This window comes from Pseudomonas sp. W2Aug9 (assembly GCF_023127755.1).
GTDB classification, from domain to species: domain Bacteria; phylum Pseudomonadota; class Gammaproteobacteria; order Pseudomonadales; family Pseudomonadaceae; genus Aquipseudomonas; species Aquipseudomonas synxantha_A.
In genome coordinates this window covers 50207-66442 of sequence record NZ_SPKL01000039.1, presented here as the reverse complement: position 1 = coordinate 66442, position 16236 = coordinate 50207, and the positions used below count along the sequence as shown (strand labels likewise).

The following is a 16236-nucleotide window of genomic DNA, read 5'->3' as shown; positions in this document are numbered from 1 at the left end:
GGGTATGAATGCCCTTTGATTTCGAGGCCCATGGCATGTCGATACAGATCGCAGTGATAGATGACTGGCAGAACGTCGCCAGTGACGTGGTGGATTGGTCGGCGCTGGACGGCGTGGGCCAGGTACATTTTCTCCACGACTACCCCGCTGATACGGCGACAATGGTTGAACGCTTGAAGGGCTTCGAGGTGATTTGCGTCATGCGCGAACGGTCCACCTTCGACGAGGCCCTGCTGCGAGAGTTGCCCAAGCTCAAACTGCTGGTCACCGGCGGTATGCGCAATGCTGCCATCGATATTGCCGCCGCCAAGGCCCTGGGTATTCAGGTGTGCGGCACCGACAGCTATAAACACGCGGCGCCGGAACTCACCTGGGCGCTGATCATGGCCTTTACGCGCAATCTGCTGGCCGAAGCCAACTCGCTGCGCGCAGGCGGATGGCAGGTGGGCCTGGGCGGTGACCTGCATGGCAAGACCCTGGGCGTGCTCGGCCTGGGCAGTATCGGCCAGAAAGTCGCGACGTTCGCCCAGGCATTCGGTATGCGGGTGATCGCCTGGAGCGAAAACCTCACGCCGCAACGGGCGGCTGAAGCAGGCGTGACATGGGTCGGCAAGCGCGAGTTGTTTGAACAGGCGGATATCCTCACCATCCATCTGGTGCTCAGTGAGCGCAGCCGTGGGCTGGTGGATGCCCAGGCACTGGCGTGGATGAAGCCCACGGCGCACCTGGTGAACACCGCACGCGGGCCGATTGTGGATGAGCAGGCGCTGGTGCAGGCATTGAGCAGTGGCCGCCTGGCCGGGGCGGCGCTGGATGTGTATGCCCAGGAACCGCTGCCGGCTGATCATCCATTTCGCCGCTTGCCCAATGTGCTGGCCACGCCACACGTGGGGTATGTGAGTGAGCACAATTACCGGCAGTTCTATCAACAGATGATTGAAGACATTCAGGCCTGGGCCGATGGCGTGCCCATCCGCGTGCTGGGCTGACGCACCATTTAAGGGCGCCCCCCCCCTTGTGGCGAGGGAGCTTGCTCCCGCTGGAGTGCGCACCGCTCCAAGATTTTGGGGGCCGCTACGCAGCCCAGCGGGAGCAAGCTCCCTCGCCACAGGGGCATATCGTTAGATTTATTTTGTCCTACAAAAAACCGCGCTAAACCCTGCAGGCTCTGGGATCTGGCCTAGACTCATGACCGATGGGTCCGTTCCAAAACAAAAACCCCGCAAAAAATCTAAACTTTCCAACTCCGCCTCAGGTCAAGTTTTAGGTAAGGACGTGCACGAGCGTTTCACGCCGAATGCCCGTTCATCCAATCTTTTTCAGCCGACGTTGCAACTGGCATACGCCTTGCCAGCTTGTATAGCGCTGGTGTGCCTGGCCGCAGGATGCGGCCACTTGGAGCTGATGGCAGCGGGCCATTAGCGAACCAACAAATGGGAGTGCATTATGATCAGTGCCGCAGTAGATACTCAGGGAGAGCGTTTTAGTCAGCCGGTAGGGGGGCCAACGTCTTTGGTCGACCTGCCCAACACTGTGCGGCCGATCGTGAGTCAGAATCCGAATCGAAAGAAAGTCTTGTTCGTCACTTCCGAGTTCGCCGACCTGGTGAAAACCGGTGGCCTGGGCGATGTGTCCGCCGCCCTGCCCCGCGCCATGGCGCATTTGCACGATGTGCGGGTGCTGATCCCCGGGTACCCGCAAGTGATGGAAAGCGACAATCCGATTCATATCGTCGGTGAGCTGGGCGGCCACGCGGCGCTGCCGCCTTGCAAGATCGGGCGTATGGACCTGGCGGACGGCCTGGTCATCTATGTGCTGATCTGCCCCGAACTGTATGAGCGTGAAGGCACGCCGTACGGCGCCAATAACGGCCGCGACTGGCCGGATAACCATATTCGCTTCGCCCGCCTGGGCCTGGCCGCCGCCGACATGGCCGCCAACCTGGCACAGATCCATTGGTGCCCCGACCTGGTGCACGCCCATGACTGGCCCGCGGGCCTTGCGCCGGCGTACATGCACTGGCGTGGGTCACGCACGCCAACACTGTTCACCATTCATAACCTGGCCTATCAGGGTGTGGTGAGCCTGGCGTCGACGCCCGAACTAGGCATCCCACCCCACGCCCTGCAACAGGAAGGCATGGAGTTCTACGGCAAGATGTCGTTCCTCAAGGCGGGCATGGCGTATTCCAGCCACATCACCACCGTGAGCGCCACCTACGCCCAGGAAATCACCACGCCGGAATTCGGCTGTGGCCTGGATGGCTTTCTTGCCAGCAAGACTCAACAAGGTCTGCTCAGCGGGATTCCCAACGGCATCGACGAAAGCTGGGAAACGTCTACCGATACGCACTTGACCCACAATTTCAATATCGGCGACTGGGAAGGCAAGGCGATAAACGCCGCCCATGTGCGCGAGCTGTTTGGACTGCACGCGTCCAACGGCCCGCTGTTCGCCGTGGTGTCACGCCTGGTTTATCAGAAGGGTCTGGACCTGACTGAAGCGGTCGCCGGCTTTATCGTCGAAAACGGTGGCCAGATCGCGATCATCGGCCGTGGCGAACCCGAAGAGGAACAGGCCATGCGCGAATTGGCGCTGCGCTTCCCGGGCCAGGTGGGCGTGCGCATCGGCTTCAACGAGACCGATGCCCGTCGCATGTTTGCCGGCAGCGACTTCCTGTTGATGCCCTCGCGCTATGAACCTTGCGGCCTGAGCCAGATGTACGCGCAACGCTTTGGTTCGTTGCCGGTGGCGCGGAACACCGGTGGCCTGGCGGACACCATTGAAGATGGCGTCACCGGTTTCCTGTTCAATGAGTCGACGGTGCAAAGCTACGAAGAAGCCCTGCGCCGTGCCTTCAAGGTATTCGCCTTCCCCGGCCTGCTCAACGCCATGCGCAGCCGCGCCATGACACAACCGTTCAACTGGTGCCAGGCGGTTGAACCCTACGCCGAGCTCTACGAACAACTGGTGGCCAAGGCCTTGGGGAAACCAACCAAATAGCCACTTGAACCAACCCGGGAGGTCTTCATAGATGCCGTTACGGACTCTGGACACCTGGCCCCACGGCGCAATCATGCTGGACGCGCAACACACGCGTTTTGCCTTGTGGGCGCCAGACGCTTTTTATGTCAGCGTTGAATTGCAACACGGTAAATCCATCACCCTGCTGCCCCAGGCGGATGGCTGGTTCGAAGTCGAAGCAGCCTGCCCTGCCGGCACGCTCTACCGCTTTAACATCGATGGGGAAAACGCGGTTCCCGACCCCGCTTCCAGGGCCCAGGCCCAGGACGTGCACGGTTGGAGCCAAGTGGTCGACCCCAACGCTTACCCATGGCGCCATACCCAGTGGCAAGGCCGCCCTTGGCACACCGCGGTGATCTACGAACTGCATGTGGGCGCCATGGGTGGCTACGCCGAAATCGAGAAACACCTGCCACGCCTGGCTGAGCTGGGAATCACTGCGATCGAGTTGATGCCACTGGCGCAGTTCCCCGGTGAACGCAACTGGGGCTATGACGGCGTGCTGCCCTACGCACCGCAGGCCGCCTACGGTACGCCCGAACAGCTCAAGCACTTGATCGACACGGCCCATGCCCATGGTTTGGCAGTGATGCTCGATGTGGTCTACAACCACTTCGGGCCCGATGGCAATTACCTGGGCCAGTACGCCACGGGGTTCTTCCAGGAGGACGTGCATACCCCGTGGGGCGCCGGTATCGATTTCGAGCGCCGTGAAGTGCGGGATTTCTTCCTTGATAACGCGCTGATGTGGCTGCTGGAATACCGCTTCGACGGCCTGCGCCTGGATGCGGTACACGCCATCGATAATCCCGGGTTCTTGCAGGAACTGGCACACCGCGTGCGTCAGCAGGTGCACGACGAACGGCACGTCTGGCTGGTGCTGGAGAACGAGCTGAACCAGGCCAGCCTGCTGAAGGAAGATTTCAACGCTCAGTGGAATGATGACTTTCATAACGTGCTGCACGTGCTGCTGACCGGTGAAACCGACGCCTATTACAGCGATTTCGCCGAACAGCCCACCGCCAAACTGGCGCGTTGCCTGGGCGAGGGCTTTATATATCAGGGCGAAACTACCCGCCACGGCCATGCACGCGGCGAACCCAGCGCGGATCTACCGCCCAGCGCTTTCGTGGCGTTTTTGCAGAACCACGACCAGATCGGCAACCGCGCCCTGGGCGAACGCCTGCACCAACTGTGTTCGCCCCAGGCGCTGAACGCGGCGACGGCTCTATTGCTGCTCAGCCCGATGATTCCGCTGATGTTCATGGGCGATGAGGTGAATGCGGCCGAACCCTTTCTGTTTTTCACCGACCATCACGGCGAACTGGCCGAGGCGGTGCGCGAAGGCCGGCGCAACGAGTTCGCCGATTTCGCTGCGTTTCACGACCCCGAACAACGCGAACGTATTCCCGATCCCAATGCACTGGAAACCTTTGTGCAATCGGCACCCTCTTTCGTCGAGAACGAGCACACCCAGCTCTATCGTCAGCTGTTGAGCCTGCGTCACCAACACCTAGTGCCGCACTTGCCGGGCACTGTAGCCTTGGGCGCGCAGGTGATGGCCGAAGGAGCTGTCACGGCGCGTTGGCGCCTGGGCAACGGCAGCCTGTTGCAAATCGACCTGAACCTGAGTGAACAGCCTCTGGATCACCCCGCGCCACACCCCATCATTTTCCAGACGCCTGCCCAGCAAGGTACGCAGTTACCACCGTTGAGCGCACGCGTTTGCTTATCACCTGCCGGAGAACACTTTTGAGCGAAGCGAACCTGGAACTACTCGCCAGTCGCGCGGGCCTGGCCGTCGATTGGATCGATGCCAACGGTCGCCCGCAACACGTGCAGCCCGAAGCCTTGCGCGCCGTTCTCAAAGGGCTGGGGCACCCGGCCGATACCGACGCCGAGATCGACGCCAGCCTGCAGGAACTGGAGCAGGTGCAACAAGACACGCACCTGCCGCCCTTGATCACCATCGACAGCGGCGCAAGCCTCGACCTGGCGCGCTACTTCACCCCGGACACGCCGTGTCGCGTCAGCCTGGAAGGTGGTGAAACCCTGGAGCTGCGCCTGGACGGCAATGCGGTGCTGCCCGGGGTGATTGCCCTCGGCTACCACCAGGTGCATATCGATGGGCAAACCTTCACCCTGGCCGTTGCGCCCAGCCACTGCTACAGCGTGGCCGACGCGGTGGACAGCCGCCCCGCTCGCGCCTGGGGCTTGAGCGCCCAGCTGTATGCCTTGCGTCGCCGCGGCGATGGTGGCTTCGGGGACACCCTGGCCCTGGAGCATCTGGTGCGCTCGGCGGCCGAGCGCGGTGCCGACGCGGTGGCGATCAGCCCCATGCACGCAATGTTCAGCGCCGACACCGAACGTTTCAGCCCTTATTCACCGTCCAGCCGCCTGTTTCTCAACAGCCTGTACGCCTCGCCCGCCTGCATCCTTGGCGAGCGTGAAGTGCGCGACGCTACCGAGGCCGTCGGCCTGACCGACGAACTGCGGGATTTGGAGCAACTCACGCTGATCGACTGGCCCACCGCCGCCAAGGCCAAGCAACGCCTGCTGCGTGCGCTGTATGAGGACTTCCGCCACGGCGCACATCCGCAACATGCCGACTTCCAGAGCTTCCGCCAGGCCGGCGGCGAGGCCCTGGAAAACCACTGCCGCTTCGAAGCCGTGCAAGCGCAACGTGCCGCCGCCGGCGAAGAGCTCGACTGGCGCCACTGGCCCGAAGACTGGCGCACGCCGCAGAGCCCGGCGCTGGCGCAGTTTGCTGAAGAAAACCGCGATGAGATCGGCTACTTTGCCTTCACCCAATGGTTGATCGCCCGCAGCCTGGCGCGCGCGCAACAGGCCGCCCGTGGCAGCGGCATGGGCATCGGCCTGATTGCCGACCTGGCGGTGGGTGCCGACGGTGGCGGCAGCCAGGCATGGAGTCGCCAGGATGAACTGCTGGCCGACCTCACGGTAGGCGCACCGCCGGACATTCTCAACCGTGCAGGCCAGGGTTGGGGGATCTCCGCCTTCTCCCCGGAAGGTCTCAAGCGCAATGGCTTCCGTGCGTTTATCGAAATGCTGCGGGCCAACTTCGCCCATGCCGGTGGCTTGCGCATCGATCATGTAATGGGCCTGCAACGCCTGTGGGTCATCCCCCTGGGTGCCTCGCCCCGCGAAGGCGCCTACTTGTACTACCCGGTGGACGACCTGCTGCGTTTGCTGGCGCTGGAATCGCACCGCCACCAGGCCATCGTCCTCGGTGAAGACCTGGGTACGGTGCCCGAGGGCCTGCGTGAAAAGCTCAGCGCCCGCTCGATTCTGGGTATGCGCGTATTGCTGTTCGAACAGGACCACGAAGGCCGGTTCACGCCGATTCTTGACTGGCCCGACAACGCCTTGGCCACCACCAGCACCCACGACCTGCCCACCCTCAATGGCTGGTGGCACAGCCGTGATATCGAGTGGAATATCCAGCTCGACCTGATCGACCCTCCCACCGTGGAGCAATGGAGCGAACACCGTCTGCGCGAACGTCATGCACTGCGTCAGGCCTTGAGCCAGGACCCGCAGAACTTTGTCGATGAGATCCGCAACGACACCGATCACGTGATCGACGCCAGCGTGCGCTACCTCGGCCACACCCATGCGCCACTGGTATTGCTGCCGCTGGAGGACGCGCTGGGCATCGAAGAGCAAGCCAACCTGCCCGGCACCCTCTATACCCACCCCAACTGGCGCCGACGCTTGCCAGGCGAGGCCGTCAGCCTGCTCGACCACGACAGTGCTGCGCGCCGCCTCGAACTGTTGGCCGTGGCGCGCAACCAAGCCTATGAGCGTGACCGATGAACGTACTGCCCCTGCGCGCCACCCAGCGCCTGCAATTTCATAAAGGCTTTACCCTCGATGATGCGGTGCCGCTGGTGCCGTATTTTGCCCGACTGGGCATCAGCCACCTGTATGCCTCGCCGCTCCTGAGCGCCCGCGCCGGCTCCATGCATGGCTACGATGTGGTCGACCCCACACGCGTCAACCCGGAGTTGGGTGGCGAGGCAGCATTGCGTCGCCTGGTCGCCACCCTGCGTGAACACAACATGGGCCTGATCCTGGATATCGTTTCCAATCACATGGCCGTGGGTGGCGCGGATAACCCCTGGTGGCTGGACCTGCTGGAATGGGGGCGCTTGAGCCCCTACAGCGAGTTTTTCGACATCCAGTGGCACTCGCCCGACCCGTTGCTCAAAGGCCAATTGCTGATGCCGTTCCTGGGCAGCGATTACGGCGAAGCCTTGCAGAGCGGAGCGTTGACGCTCAAGTTCGACGCCGCTCACGGCAGCTTCTACGCCGAGCATTACGAGCATCGCTTCCCGATCTGCCCACGGGACTACGCCTTGATCCTGGGCGGCGATGAGGTGCTCAAACCGCTGGCCGAGCGTTTCGCCGCCCTCGCCTATCACGACGATGCCTACACCGAAGCCGCTAGGCTCAAGCAGGCGCTGACCGAACGCGCCACCGAAGTCTTACCGGCCATCAAGCAACGGCTGGCCGCTTTCGATGGTCGCCAGCCTGAGGGTTTCGAGCGCTTGCATCATCTGCTTGAGCAACAGACCTACCGCCTGGCCAGTTGGCGCACCGCCGCAGACGACATCAACTGGCGGCGCTTCTTCGACGTCAATGAACTGGGCGGCCTGCGCGTGGAGCGCACGGCAGTGTTCGAAGCCACCCACGGCAAGATTTTCGAGCTGATCGGCGCGGGCTTGATCGATGGCCTGCGCATCGACCATATCGACGGCCTGGCCGACCCACGTGGTTATTGCCGCAAACTGCGCCGCCGCGTGGACGCGCTGTCGCCACAGCGCCATTTGCCGATCTTCGTGGAGAAGATCCTCGGCGAAGGCGAAACCCTGCGCGAAGACTGGCAAGTGGACGGCACCACTGGCTACGAATTCATGAATCAACTGTCGTTGCTCCAACACCATCCTGACGGTTTTGCTCCGCTGGCCGACCTGTGGACGCGCCACAGCGAACGGCCCTCGGCGTTTATCGACGAAGCCCGCTTGGCGCGCCAGCAAATCCTCAATGGCTCGTTGGGCGGCGACTTCGAAAGCGTGGCCCAGGCCCTGCTGCAAGTGGCCCGCGATGATGTGATGACCCGCGACCTGACCCTGGGTGCGATCCGTCGGGCCTTGCAGGAGCTGATTGTGCATTTCCCGGTGTACCGCACCTACATCAGTGCCAGGGGCCGCAGCACCGCCGACGACAAAGTGTTCCAGCAGGCCATGGACGGTGCGCGCAGTACCCTTAACGAAGGCGACTGGCCGGTGCTTGAGCACCTGGAAAAATGGTTGGGCGGCCAGCCTTGGCGCAATCGCCCGGTGGGCCGTGAGCGCAAGATCCTCAAACATGCCTGCGTGCGCTTCCAGCAGCTGACATCACCCGCCGCAGCAAAGGCCGTGGAAGACACCGCGTTCTATCGCTCGGCCGTATTGCTGTCGCGTAACGACGTGGGCTTCAGTACCGAACAATTCAGTGCGCCGTTGGCAGATTTTCACCAGGCCAATCAACAGCGCCTCGCTACCTTCCCGAACAATCTGCTGGCCACCGGCACCCATGACCACAAACGCGGCGAAGACACCCGCGCACGCCTGGCGGTGCTCAGCGAGTGCGCGCCCTGGTATGGCGAACAGGTCGAACACTGGCGCAACCTCGCCGCGCCTTTGCGCGAGGGCACCGACAGCCCCTCGGCGGGTGATGAGCTGATCCTGTATCAGGTGCTGCTCGGCAGTTGGCCGCTGGAGCACAACCCGGACTTTGAGGCTTACCAGCAACGGCTCTGGCAATGGCAACAGAAAGCCCTGCGCGAAGCCAAGTTACAAAGCAGCTGGAGCGCGCCCAACGAAGCCTATGAGCAGGGTGTCGAGCGCTTCCTCAAGCGTCTACTGCTCAGCGAAGCCGGCCAAGCGCTGCGCGATGCGCTCGACAGCGCCGCTCAAGCCATCGCCCCCTCCGGCGCTCTGAACAGCCTGGCGCAAACTTTGCTTCACCTCACCGTGCCGGGTGTACCGGATGTGTACCAGGGCGACGAGTTCTGGGACTTCAGCCTTGTGGATCCGGACAACCGACGCCCGGTGGATTTCGATGCGCGCCAGCGTGCCCTGGATACCCCACCCGACATCGGTGAGCTGTTGTTCAACTGGCGCGATGGGCGTATCAAACAAGCGTTGATCGCCCAGGTGCTGAACGCGCGCAGAGCCTGTCCCGAGCTGTTTCGCAAAGGCAGCTATACGCCGCTCGAAGTGGTGGGTCGGCACGCGGAGCGCGTGGTTGCGTTTTACCGTGAGCACCAGGGCCAACAGCTGTTGGTGGTGGTGCCGCGCTGGCCTTATCCGTTGCTGGAAAACGGTGTATTTCCCCACATCAATGCGCAGGTGTGGGGCGATACCCGGGTGAAATTACCGTTCGCCACCACAACACAAAACTGGAAGGGACTTTTTCAAACAGGCGCAGTCACACCCAACAAGGAGCTGTTGATCAGCGCTGCCCTGGGGGATCTCCCGGTCAATGTCTTTATCAATCCTGATAATCAAGAAAGCTGAACATTTTCTGTGAGGAGTTTGTGATGAGTAAAGAAGACAAACGTATTCGCGAACTGGCGCATCAGATCTGGGAGTCTGAAGGCAAGCCGGACGGTGCGCACGATCGCCACTGGGAGATGGCGCGCAAACTGGCCGAAGCCGAGGCGCTGACGCCCAGCAAGCCCAAGCCTGCCGCCAAGCCGAAAACCGCGCCCAAGGCGGCCGCCAAACCCAATCCGGTAGCCGCCAAGCCCGCGGCGAAAAAACCGACCGCCCCGAAGAAGCCAAAACCACCCGCCCCATGATTTCTCGGGCCTGCAGCCGTTATCCCAGGCTGCAGGCCCTTTTTCGTCCATGTCCTTTGCTGAAACACCGTCAGCACGGCCGCGTTCGGCCCGAGAAAAGACCCCTTGCAGGAGCAACACCATGAGCAGACCCGAGAACACCACAGCGACGCCGGATCATGAACCGTCGCGGATTCGTGAAGGTTTGCCCTTCCCGCTCGGCGCCACCTGGGATGGCCTGGGCGTCAACTTTGCACTGTTTTCGGCCAACGCCACCAAAGTGGAGTTGTGCCTGTTCGATGACACCGGCGAAGTCGAGCTGGAGCGCATCGAACTGCCCGAATACACCGACGAGATCTTCCACGGTTACCTGCCCGACGCCCACCCCGGGCTGATCTACGGCTACCGCGTGTACGGCGCGTACGACCCGGCCAATGGTCATCGCTTCAACCACAACAAGCTGCTGATCGACCCCTACGCCAAGCAACTGGTGGGCGAACTCAAATGGTCGGAGGCGCTGTTCGGCTACACCATCGGCCACCCGGATGACGACCTCAGCTTCGATGAGCGCGACAGCGCACCCTTCGTGCCCAAGTGCAAGGTTATCGACCCGGCACACACCTGGGGCAACGATCAACCCGTACGGGTGCCTTGGGACCGCACGATCATCTATGAAACCCATCTGCGCGGCATCAGCATGCGCCACCCTTCGGTGGGCGAGTCCGTGCGCGGCACCTGCGCCGGCTTGATGGAAGACGACGTGCTCAAACATATCCGCCAGTTGGGCGTCTCTTCGGTCGAGCTGCTGCCGGTGCACGCCTTCGTCAACGACCAGCACTTGCTGGAAAAAGGCATGACCAACTACTGGGGCTACAACAGCATTGCCTTCTTCGCCCCCGACCCGCGCTACCTGGCCAGCGGCAAGATCGCCGAGTTCAAGGAAATGGTCGCGCACCTGCATGAGCAGAAGCTGGAAGTGATTCTGGACGTGGTCTACAACCACACCGCCGAAGGCAACGAGCGCGGCCCGACCCTGTCCATGCGCGGCATCGACAACGCCTCTTACTACCGCCTGATGCCCGACGACAAGCGCTTCTACATCAACGACTCCGGTACCGGCAACACCCTGGACCTGAGCCACCCTTGCGTGCTGCAAATGGTCACCGACTCCCTGCGTTACTGGGCCACCGAGATGCATGTGGACGGTTTCCGCTTCGACTTGGCAACCATTCTGGGCCGCTACCGCGACGGGTTCGACGAACGCCACAGCTTCCTGGTCGCCTGCCGCCAGGATCCAGTGCTGCGCCAGTTGAAAATGATTGCCGAACCCTGGGACTGCGGCCCCGGCGGCTACCAGGTGGGCAACTTCCCGCCAGGCTGGGTGGAATGGAACGACCGCTTCCGCGACACCGTGCGTGCGTTCTGGAAAGGCGACGACGGCCAACTGGCGGATTTTGCCGGGCGCATGACCGCCTCGGGCGAGATGTTCAACCATCGTGGGCGCCGGCCTTACAGCTCGGTGAACTTCATCACCGCTCACGACGGTTTTACCTTGCACGACCTGGTCTCGTACAACGACAAGCACAACGAGGCCAACGACGAAAACAACCAGGACGGCAGCAATAACAACCTGTCGTGGAACCACGGTGTCGAAGGCCCGACCGACGACCCTGAGATCAACGCACTGCGCCTGCGCCAGATGCGCAACTTCTTCGCCACCCTGCTGCTGGCCCAGGGCACTCCGATGATCGTCGCCGGTGACGAGTTCGCCCGCACCCAGCACGGCAACAACAATGCCTACTGCCAGGACAGCGAAATCGGTTGGGTCAACTGGGACCTGGACGATGACGGCAAGGCCCTGCTCAAGTTCGTCAAGCGCTTGATCAAGCTGCGCCTGGCCTACCCGATTCTGCGTCGTGGACGCTTCCTGGTCGGCGACTACAACGAAGACATCGGCGTAAAAGACGTCACCTGGCTGGCGCCCGATGGCAACGAAATGAACACCGAGCAATGGGAAGACAGCCAGGGTCGCTGCCTGGGCATGTTGATGGATGGCCGCGCCCAGGAAACCGGGATCCGCCGGGCGGGTGCCGATGCTACGCTGTTGCTGGTGGTCAATGCCCACCATGACATGGTCAATTTCCGCCTGCCGCCGGTACCGGAGGGTGAGTTCTGGACGTGCATGCTCGATACCAATGAGCCGGCGATACGCGGCCAGGAGCGTTTTGACTTTGAGCATGAGTACGCCGTGACCGGCCGCTCACTGCTGTTGTTTGAACTGCAGCGTGAAGACGAGGTGTGAAATGGCGTTGCACAGTTTCCTTCAGGGCTACCGGGGCTACGCGGATACGTACGCCCTGGGTACGGCACTGAAGGCACTTCAGGAAGAAGGCCTCGATCAACTGCCGCTGCCGGGCAGCGGCGAAACCCTTGCCCGCTTCAGTCGGCTGGCCCAGGTGGCCGGCCATGACTTGCGCCTGTGCAAGTTGTTCGAAGGTCATACCGACGCGCTGGCGATCATGGCCGAACTCGACAGCCCCGCGCCGCCGCTTGGCAGTACGTGGGGCATGTGGGCGGCCGAACCACCCGCAGCCAAGGTGCGCGTACGGCGCGACGGTCAGTGGCTGATCGTCGATGGACGCAAAGCCTGGTGTTCCGGCGCGGCGGTGGTCAGCCACGGCTTGCTGACTGCCTGGGACGAGGATGATCGGCAGCAGCTGGTGGCCGTGGCGATGGATCAACCCGGCGTCACGGTGTCGGACGAGGGTTGGAATGCGGTAGGCATGGCTGCCACCGGCAGCGTTGACGTTCTGTTCAACGCGGCCAGGGGTATCGCGGTGGGCGGGCCGGGTGATTACCTGTCGCGCCCCGGTTTCTGGCAGGGCGGAGTCGGTATCGCCGCGTGCTGGTATGGCGGCGCGCAACGCCTGGGCGAAGCGCTGCGCACCCACTGTGCGCAACGCTCGGAGCCTCACGCGCTGGCCCATTTGGGGGCAGTTGACAGCGCACTGAACAGCGCCGCTTGCGTACTACGCGCCAGCGCCGAGCAGATAGATCGCGAGCCTCGCGCCGATGCCAGGCAACTGGCCCAACAGGCACGCGCATGTATTGAAGACACCGTCGAGCAGGTCATGCGTCATGTCGGCCATGCGGTAGGCGCCGGCCCCTACTGCAAAGACCCGCACTTTGCCCGGTTGATGGCAGATTTGCCGGTGTATGTGCGGCAAAGTCATGCCGAACGCGACCTGGCTGCCCTCGGCGAACTGGTCACCGGCGACGACTCGGGACGGTGGCAGTTATGAAACCCAATCCGATTGTCGGCCAGGGCACCCCACTCAATCATTGGCAAACCTCGGCACGGCTGGCCGAGTTGCCGCACATCAGCGCCGCGCAGTTGGTACCGCAGGGGCACCGCGCGGTGATCATCGCACCGCACCCGGACGATGAAGTGCTCGGCAGCGGTGGCCTGCTGCAAGGTCTGGCCGTATTGGAGCGCCCAATCCTGTTGATCTCCGTCACTGACGGCAGCGCCAGCCATCCCGGTTCCAAACGCTGGCCGGTGGCACGCCTGGGCGTGGTGCGGCCGCAGGAGTCGGCCCAGGCCCTGCACCGCCTGGGCCTGCCGTTGCACAGCTTGAAGTGGCTGCGCGGCGGCTTTACCGACAGCAAGGTGGCCGAGCGCGAAGCCCAACTGTGCGAGTTCATCCAGCGTCACCTCAAACCCACCGACATCGTGTTCGCCACCTGGCGCGAGGATGGCCATTGCGACCACGAAGCGGTGGGCCGTGCCAGCGCCAAAGCGGCCCAGGCTGTCGGCGCCACCCTGTGCGAACTGCCGGTGTGGACCTGGCACTGGGCGACTGCCGAAGACCACCGGGTGCCCTGGCATCGGGCGCGCAAGATTGCATTGACGCCCGAGCAAGTGGCACGCAAACGCCACGCGATCCACGCGTTCGCCAGCCAGTTGGAGGGCGACCCGCAGGTCGGCCTGCCGCCGGTGCTGGCACCCTACGTAGTGGAACGCTTGCTGCAACCTTTTGAAGTGGTATTTGTATGAGTGTGGCCACCCCGTACTTTGATCAACTGTTTGCTGGTAACGACGACCCCTGGGCGTTTCGTCAGCGTTGGTACGAACAACGCAAGCGCGCACTGACCCTGGCCGTGCTGACCCGACCGCGCTATGCCTCGATCTTCGAGCCTGGTTGTGCCAACGGCGAGCTGAGCGCCGAACTGGCGACCCGTTGTGAGCGCCTGCTGTGCTGCGACACCGCTAGCGCCGCCGTGCAACTGGCACAGGCGCGCCTGACCGCGTTTGCTCATGCTCATGTAGAACAGCGCCGGCTGCCCCAGGAATGGCCTGCCGGTCAATTCGAACTGATCGTGTTGAGCGAGCTTTGTTACTACCTTGATGCGAATGATCTGAATCGTCTGATCGATCACGCCCTGGCGGCCTTGACCGATAACGGCCAACTCCTGGCCTGCCACTGGCGCCCGCCCATTGAAGGTTGCCCGCAAACCGCCGAACAGGTGCACGCCCTGCTCCAGCACCGACTGGGTATGCCACCGCTGGTACAGCACCACGACAAGGATTTTCTGCTCGATTTGTGGAGCCGCGATGGCACCTCGGTCGCGCGCCATGAGGGGTTGCGATGATCGGCATCTTGATTCCGGTGCACAACGAAGAAGCGCTGCTGGATGACTGCCTGAGGGCTGCGCAGATCGCCGCCAACCATCCGGGGTTGCACGGGGAAACGGTGCAGATCCTGGTAGTGCTCGACAGTTGCAGCGATGCCAGTGCAGCGATCGCCCAGGCGCATGATGTGCAAAGTGTCCAGGTGCAGGCACGCAACGTAGGGCGAGCCCGAGGCGTCGGCGCACGGCACTTGTTGAACCAGGGTGCGCGCTGGATTTCCTGTACCGACGCCGACAGCCGCGTGGCCCCCGACTGGCTGGTGGCTCAACTGGCCCTGGGCTGTGATGCGGTGTGTGGCACCGTGACCGTGGACGCCTGGAGTGAGGGGTTTGACCCCGCGGCGCAGATTCGTTATCACCAGGCTTACCAGGCGCGTGATGGCCATCGGCACATCCATGGCGCCAACCTGGGCGTGAGTGCCAGTGCCTATGTGCAGGCCGGCGGCTTTGAACCGCTGGCGTGCCACGAGGATGTGCAATTGGTGCGCGAACTGGAACGTTGCGGTGCTTCCATTGCCTGGAGCCATGCGCCGCAAGTGGTCACCAGCGCACGCCTGGATTGCCGCGCCCAAGGAGGTTTCGGCGATTACCTGAAAAGCCTGATGATGGTTTCGTAAAAAAACGACAAACCTGTGACACATCCTTGTCTATGCTGAGAGTGCCTTGCATAGCATCCCAGGATTGGAATGCCGTGCACTCACCGCAGCGGAGCCTGCGCTGAAGTCAAGAGCATTACCCACCGACAAGGACGTGACACCCCATGAAGCCTGCCTCCTCAAGCGAAGGCCGTCGCGGCCCCGCGCAAATCTGGAACAGCGCGCCGCAGTTGGCGCAAATCCCCTGCATCGCACTGGCTACCCTGGTGCCGCCCGGTGCCCGGGTTGTGGTGATAGCGCCCCACCCTGGCGATGAAGTCCTGGCGTGCGGCGGTTTGCTGCAACTGCTCAGCACCCGCGAGCATCCGCTGAAATTGATCTCCATTACCGATGGCAGCGCCAGCCATCCAGGCTCCCAGGTGTGGCCGGCCAGGCGCTTGAGCGTGGTGCGCCCCCAGGAAAGCGCCGAGGCCTTGCGCCGCCTCGGTATGCCGTTGCACAGCCTCAAATGGATTCGCGGTGGTTTTTGCGACGACGCGCTAGCTGCCCACGAGCAGCCGATGAGCCAGTTCATTGCGCGCTACCTGCAACCTGGAGACGTGGTGTTTACCACCTGGCGCAATGACGGCAATGACGACCACGATGCAGTCGGTCGCGCGAGTGCAAAAGCCTGTAGCCTGGTGGGCGCGCGCCTGTATGAATTGGCGATCTGGGCCTGGCATTGGCCGGCACGCGAGGGTGCGGTGATTCCCTGGCAACGCGCACGCAAGGTGCGCCTGGACACCTGGAGCGTGGCGCGCAAACTGCACGCCGCCCATGCCTATGCCAGCCAATTGGTCGGCGACCCACAGATCGGCTTACCGCCCATGCTCGCCCAAGTGTTGCTTGAGCGTATGCGCGAACCCTACGAGATCGTGTTCACCTAGGCATTGGCTCGTCTATACCTGTCAGGTTTTACAGTGGCGGCCTTTTCGATCTGCAACTAAGGTGCGACAAGTGCTGCGCCAGTTGAGGTGCAGTCGAGAAAGCCATGCCAACCCATTGCATTGCCCGGTGTTTTCAGATGCAGGTAACTCG

At 62.7% G+C, this 16236-nt stretch carries 12 protein-coding genes; all 12 read left to right on the top strand.

Annotated features, from left to right (window positions below; translation table 11 throughout):
* Positions 1–35: 35 nt before the first annotated feature.
* The 12 genes from E3O56_RS26795 (at position 36) to E3O56_RS26740 (ending at position 16085) form a co-directional block, all read left to right on the top strand.
* Complete coding sequence (locus tag E3O56_RS26795) at positions 36–989, top strand: D-2-hydroxyacid dehydrogenase family protein (RefSeq protein ID WP_248129226.1); 954 nt, start codon at positions 36–38, stop codon at positions 987–989.
* A 457-nt stretch (positions 990–1446) separates the two neighbouring features.
* Complete coding sequence (gene glgA / locus E3O56_RS26790) at positions 1447–3003, top strand: glycogen synthase GlgA (protein WP_005788034.1); 1557 nt, start codon at positions 1447–1449, stop codon at positions 3001–3003.
* Between the two features lie 31 nt (positions 3004–3034).
* Entirely contained in the window at positions 3035–4780 is a 1746-nt protein-coding gene (gene treZ, locus E3O56_RS26785) for a malto-oligosyltrehalose trehalohydrolase (RefSeq protein WP_248129225.1), read from the top strand.
* Positions 4777–6861, top strand: coding sequence for a 4-alpha-glucanotransferase (gene malQ, locus E3O56_RS26780; RefSeq protein ID WP_248129224.1), 2085 nt, complete (start codon positions 4777–4779; stop codon positions 6859–6861). The genes treZ and malQ overlap by 4 nt, the downstream gene beginning before the upstream one ends.
* Positions 6858–9608, top strand: a complete 2751-nt coding sequence (locus E3O56_RS26775) for a malto-oligosyltrehalose synthase (protein WP_248129223.1) — start codon at positions 6858–6860, stop codon at positions 9606–9608. The genes malQ and E3O56_RS26775 overlap by 4 nt, the downstream gene beginning before the upstream one ends.
* 23 nt (positions 9609–9631) lie before the next feature.
* Positions 9632–9892, top strand: coding sequence for a DUF2934 domain-containing protein (locus E3O56_RS26770; RefSeq protein WP_005788027.1), 261 nt, complete (start codon positions 9632–9634; stop codon positions 9890–9892).
* A gap of 121 nt (positions 9893–10013) precedes the next feature.
* On the top strand, positions 10014–12173 hold the full coding sequence (gene glgX / locus E3O56_RS26765; protein ID WP_148853963.1) for a glycogen debranching protein GlgX: 2160 nt from the start codon (positions 10014–10016) through the stop codon (positions 12171–12173).
* A 1-nt stretch (position 12174) separates the two neighbouring features.
* Entirely contained in the window at positions 12175–13173 is a 999-nt protein-coding gene (locus E3O56_RS26760) for an acyl-CoA dehydrogenase family protein (protein ID WP_216091497.1), read from the top strand.
* On the top strand, positions 13170–13928 hold the full coding sequence (locus E3O56_RS26755) for a PIG-L family deacetylase (RefSeq protein WP_032880935.1): 759 nt from the start codon (positions 13170–13172) through the stop codon (positions 13926–13928). Before E3O56_RS26760 ends, E3O56_RS26755 begins: the two co-directional genes overlap by 4 nt.
* Positions 13925–14524, top strand: a complete 600-nt coding sequence (locus tag E3O56_RS26750; protein ID WP_148853961.1) for an SAM-dependent methyltransferase — start codon at positions 13925–13927, stop codon at positions 14522–14524. The genes E3O56_RS26755 and E3O56_RS26750 overlap by 4 nt, the downstream gene beginning before the upstream one ends.
* Positions 14521–15180, top strand: coding sequence for a glycosyltransferase (locus tag E3O56_RS26745; protein ID WP_032880931.1), 660 nt, complete (start codon positions 14521–14523; stop codon positions 15178–15180). The genes E3O56_RS26750 and E3O56_RS26745 overlap by 4 nt, the downstream gene beginning before the upstream one ends.
* Positions 15181–15323: 143 nt before the next feature.
* Positions 15324–16085, top strand: a complete 762-nt coding sequence (locus E3O56_RS26740) for a PIG-L family deacetylase (protein ID WP_032880929.1) — start codon at positions 15324–15326, stop codon at positions 16083–16085.
* Positions 16086–16236 lie beyond the last annotated feature (151 nt).

Coding starts and splice junctions, on each gene's coding strand:
- E3O56_RS26775 (WP_248129223.1), top strand. CDS start 6,858: ATGAACGTACTGCCCCTGCGCGCCACCCAGCGCCTGCAATTTCATAAA.
- E3O56_RS26740 (WP_032880929.1), top strand. CDS start 15,324: ATGAAGCCTGCCTCCTCAAGCGAAGGCCGTCGCGGCCCCGCGCAAATC.
- E3O56_RS26745 (WP_032880931.1), top strand. CDS start 14,521: ATGATCGGCATCTTGATTCCGGTGCACAACGAAGAAGCGCTGCTGGAT.
- glgA (WP_005788034.1), top strand. CDS start 1,447: ATGATCAGTGCCGCAGTAGATACTCAGGGAGAGCGTTTTAGTCAGCCG.
- E3O56_RS26795 (WP_248129226.1), top strand. CDS start 36: ATGTCGATACAGATCGCAGTGATAGATGACTGGCAGAACGTCGCCAGT.
- glgX (WP_148853963.1), top strand. CDS start 10,014: ATGAGCAGACCCGAGAACACCACAGCGACGCCGGATCATGAACCGTCG.
- E3O56_RS26750 (WP_148853961.1), top strand. CDS start 13,925: ATGAGTGTGGCCACCCCGTACTTTGATCAACTGTTTGCTGGTAACGAC.
- E3O56_RS26770 (WP_005788027.1), top strand. CDS start 9,632: ATGAGTAAAGAAGACAAACGTATTCGCGAACTGGCGCATCAGATCTGG.
- E3O56_RS26760 (WP_216091497.1), top strand. CDS start 12,175: ATGGCGTTGCACAGTTTCCTTCAGGGCTACCGGGGCTACGCGGATACG.
- E3O56_RS26755 (WP_032880935.1), top strand. CDS start 13,170: ATGAAACCCAATCCGATTGTCGGCCAGGGCACCCCACTCAATCATTGG.
- treZ (WP_248129225.1), top strand. CDS start 3,035: ATGCCGTTACGGACTCTGGACACCTGGCCCCACGGCGCAATCATGCTG.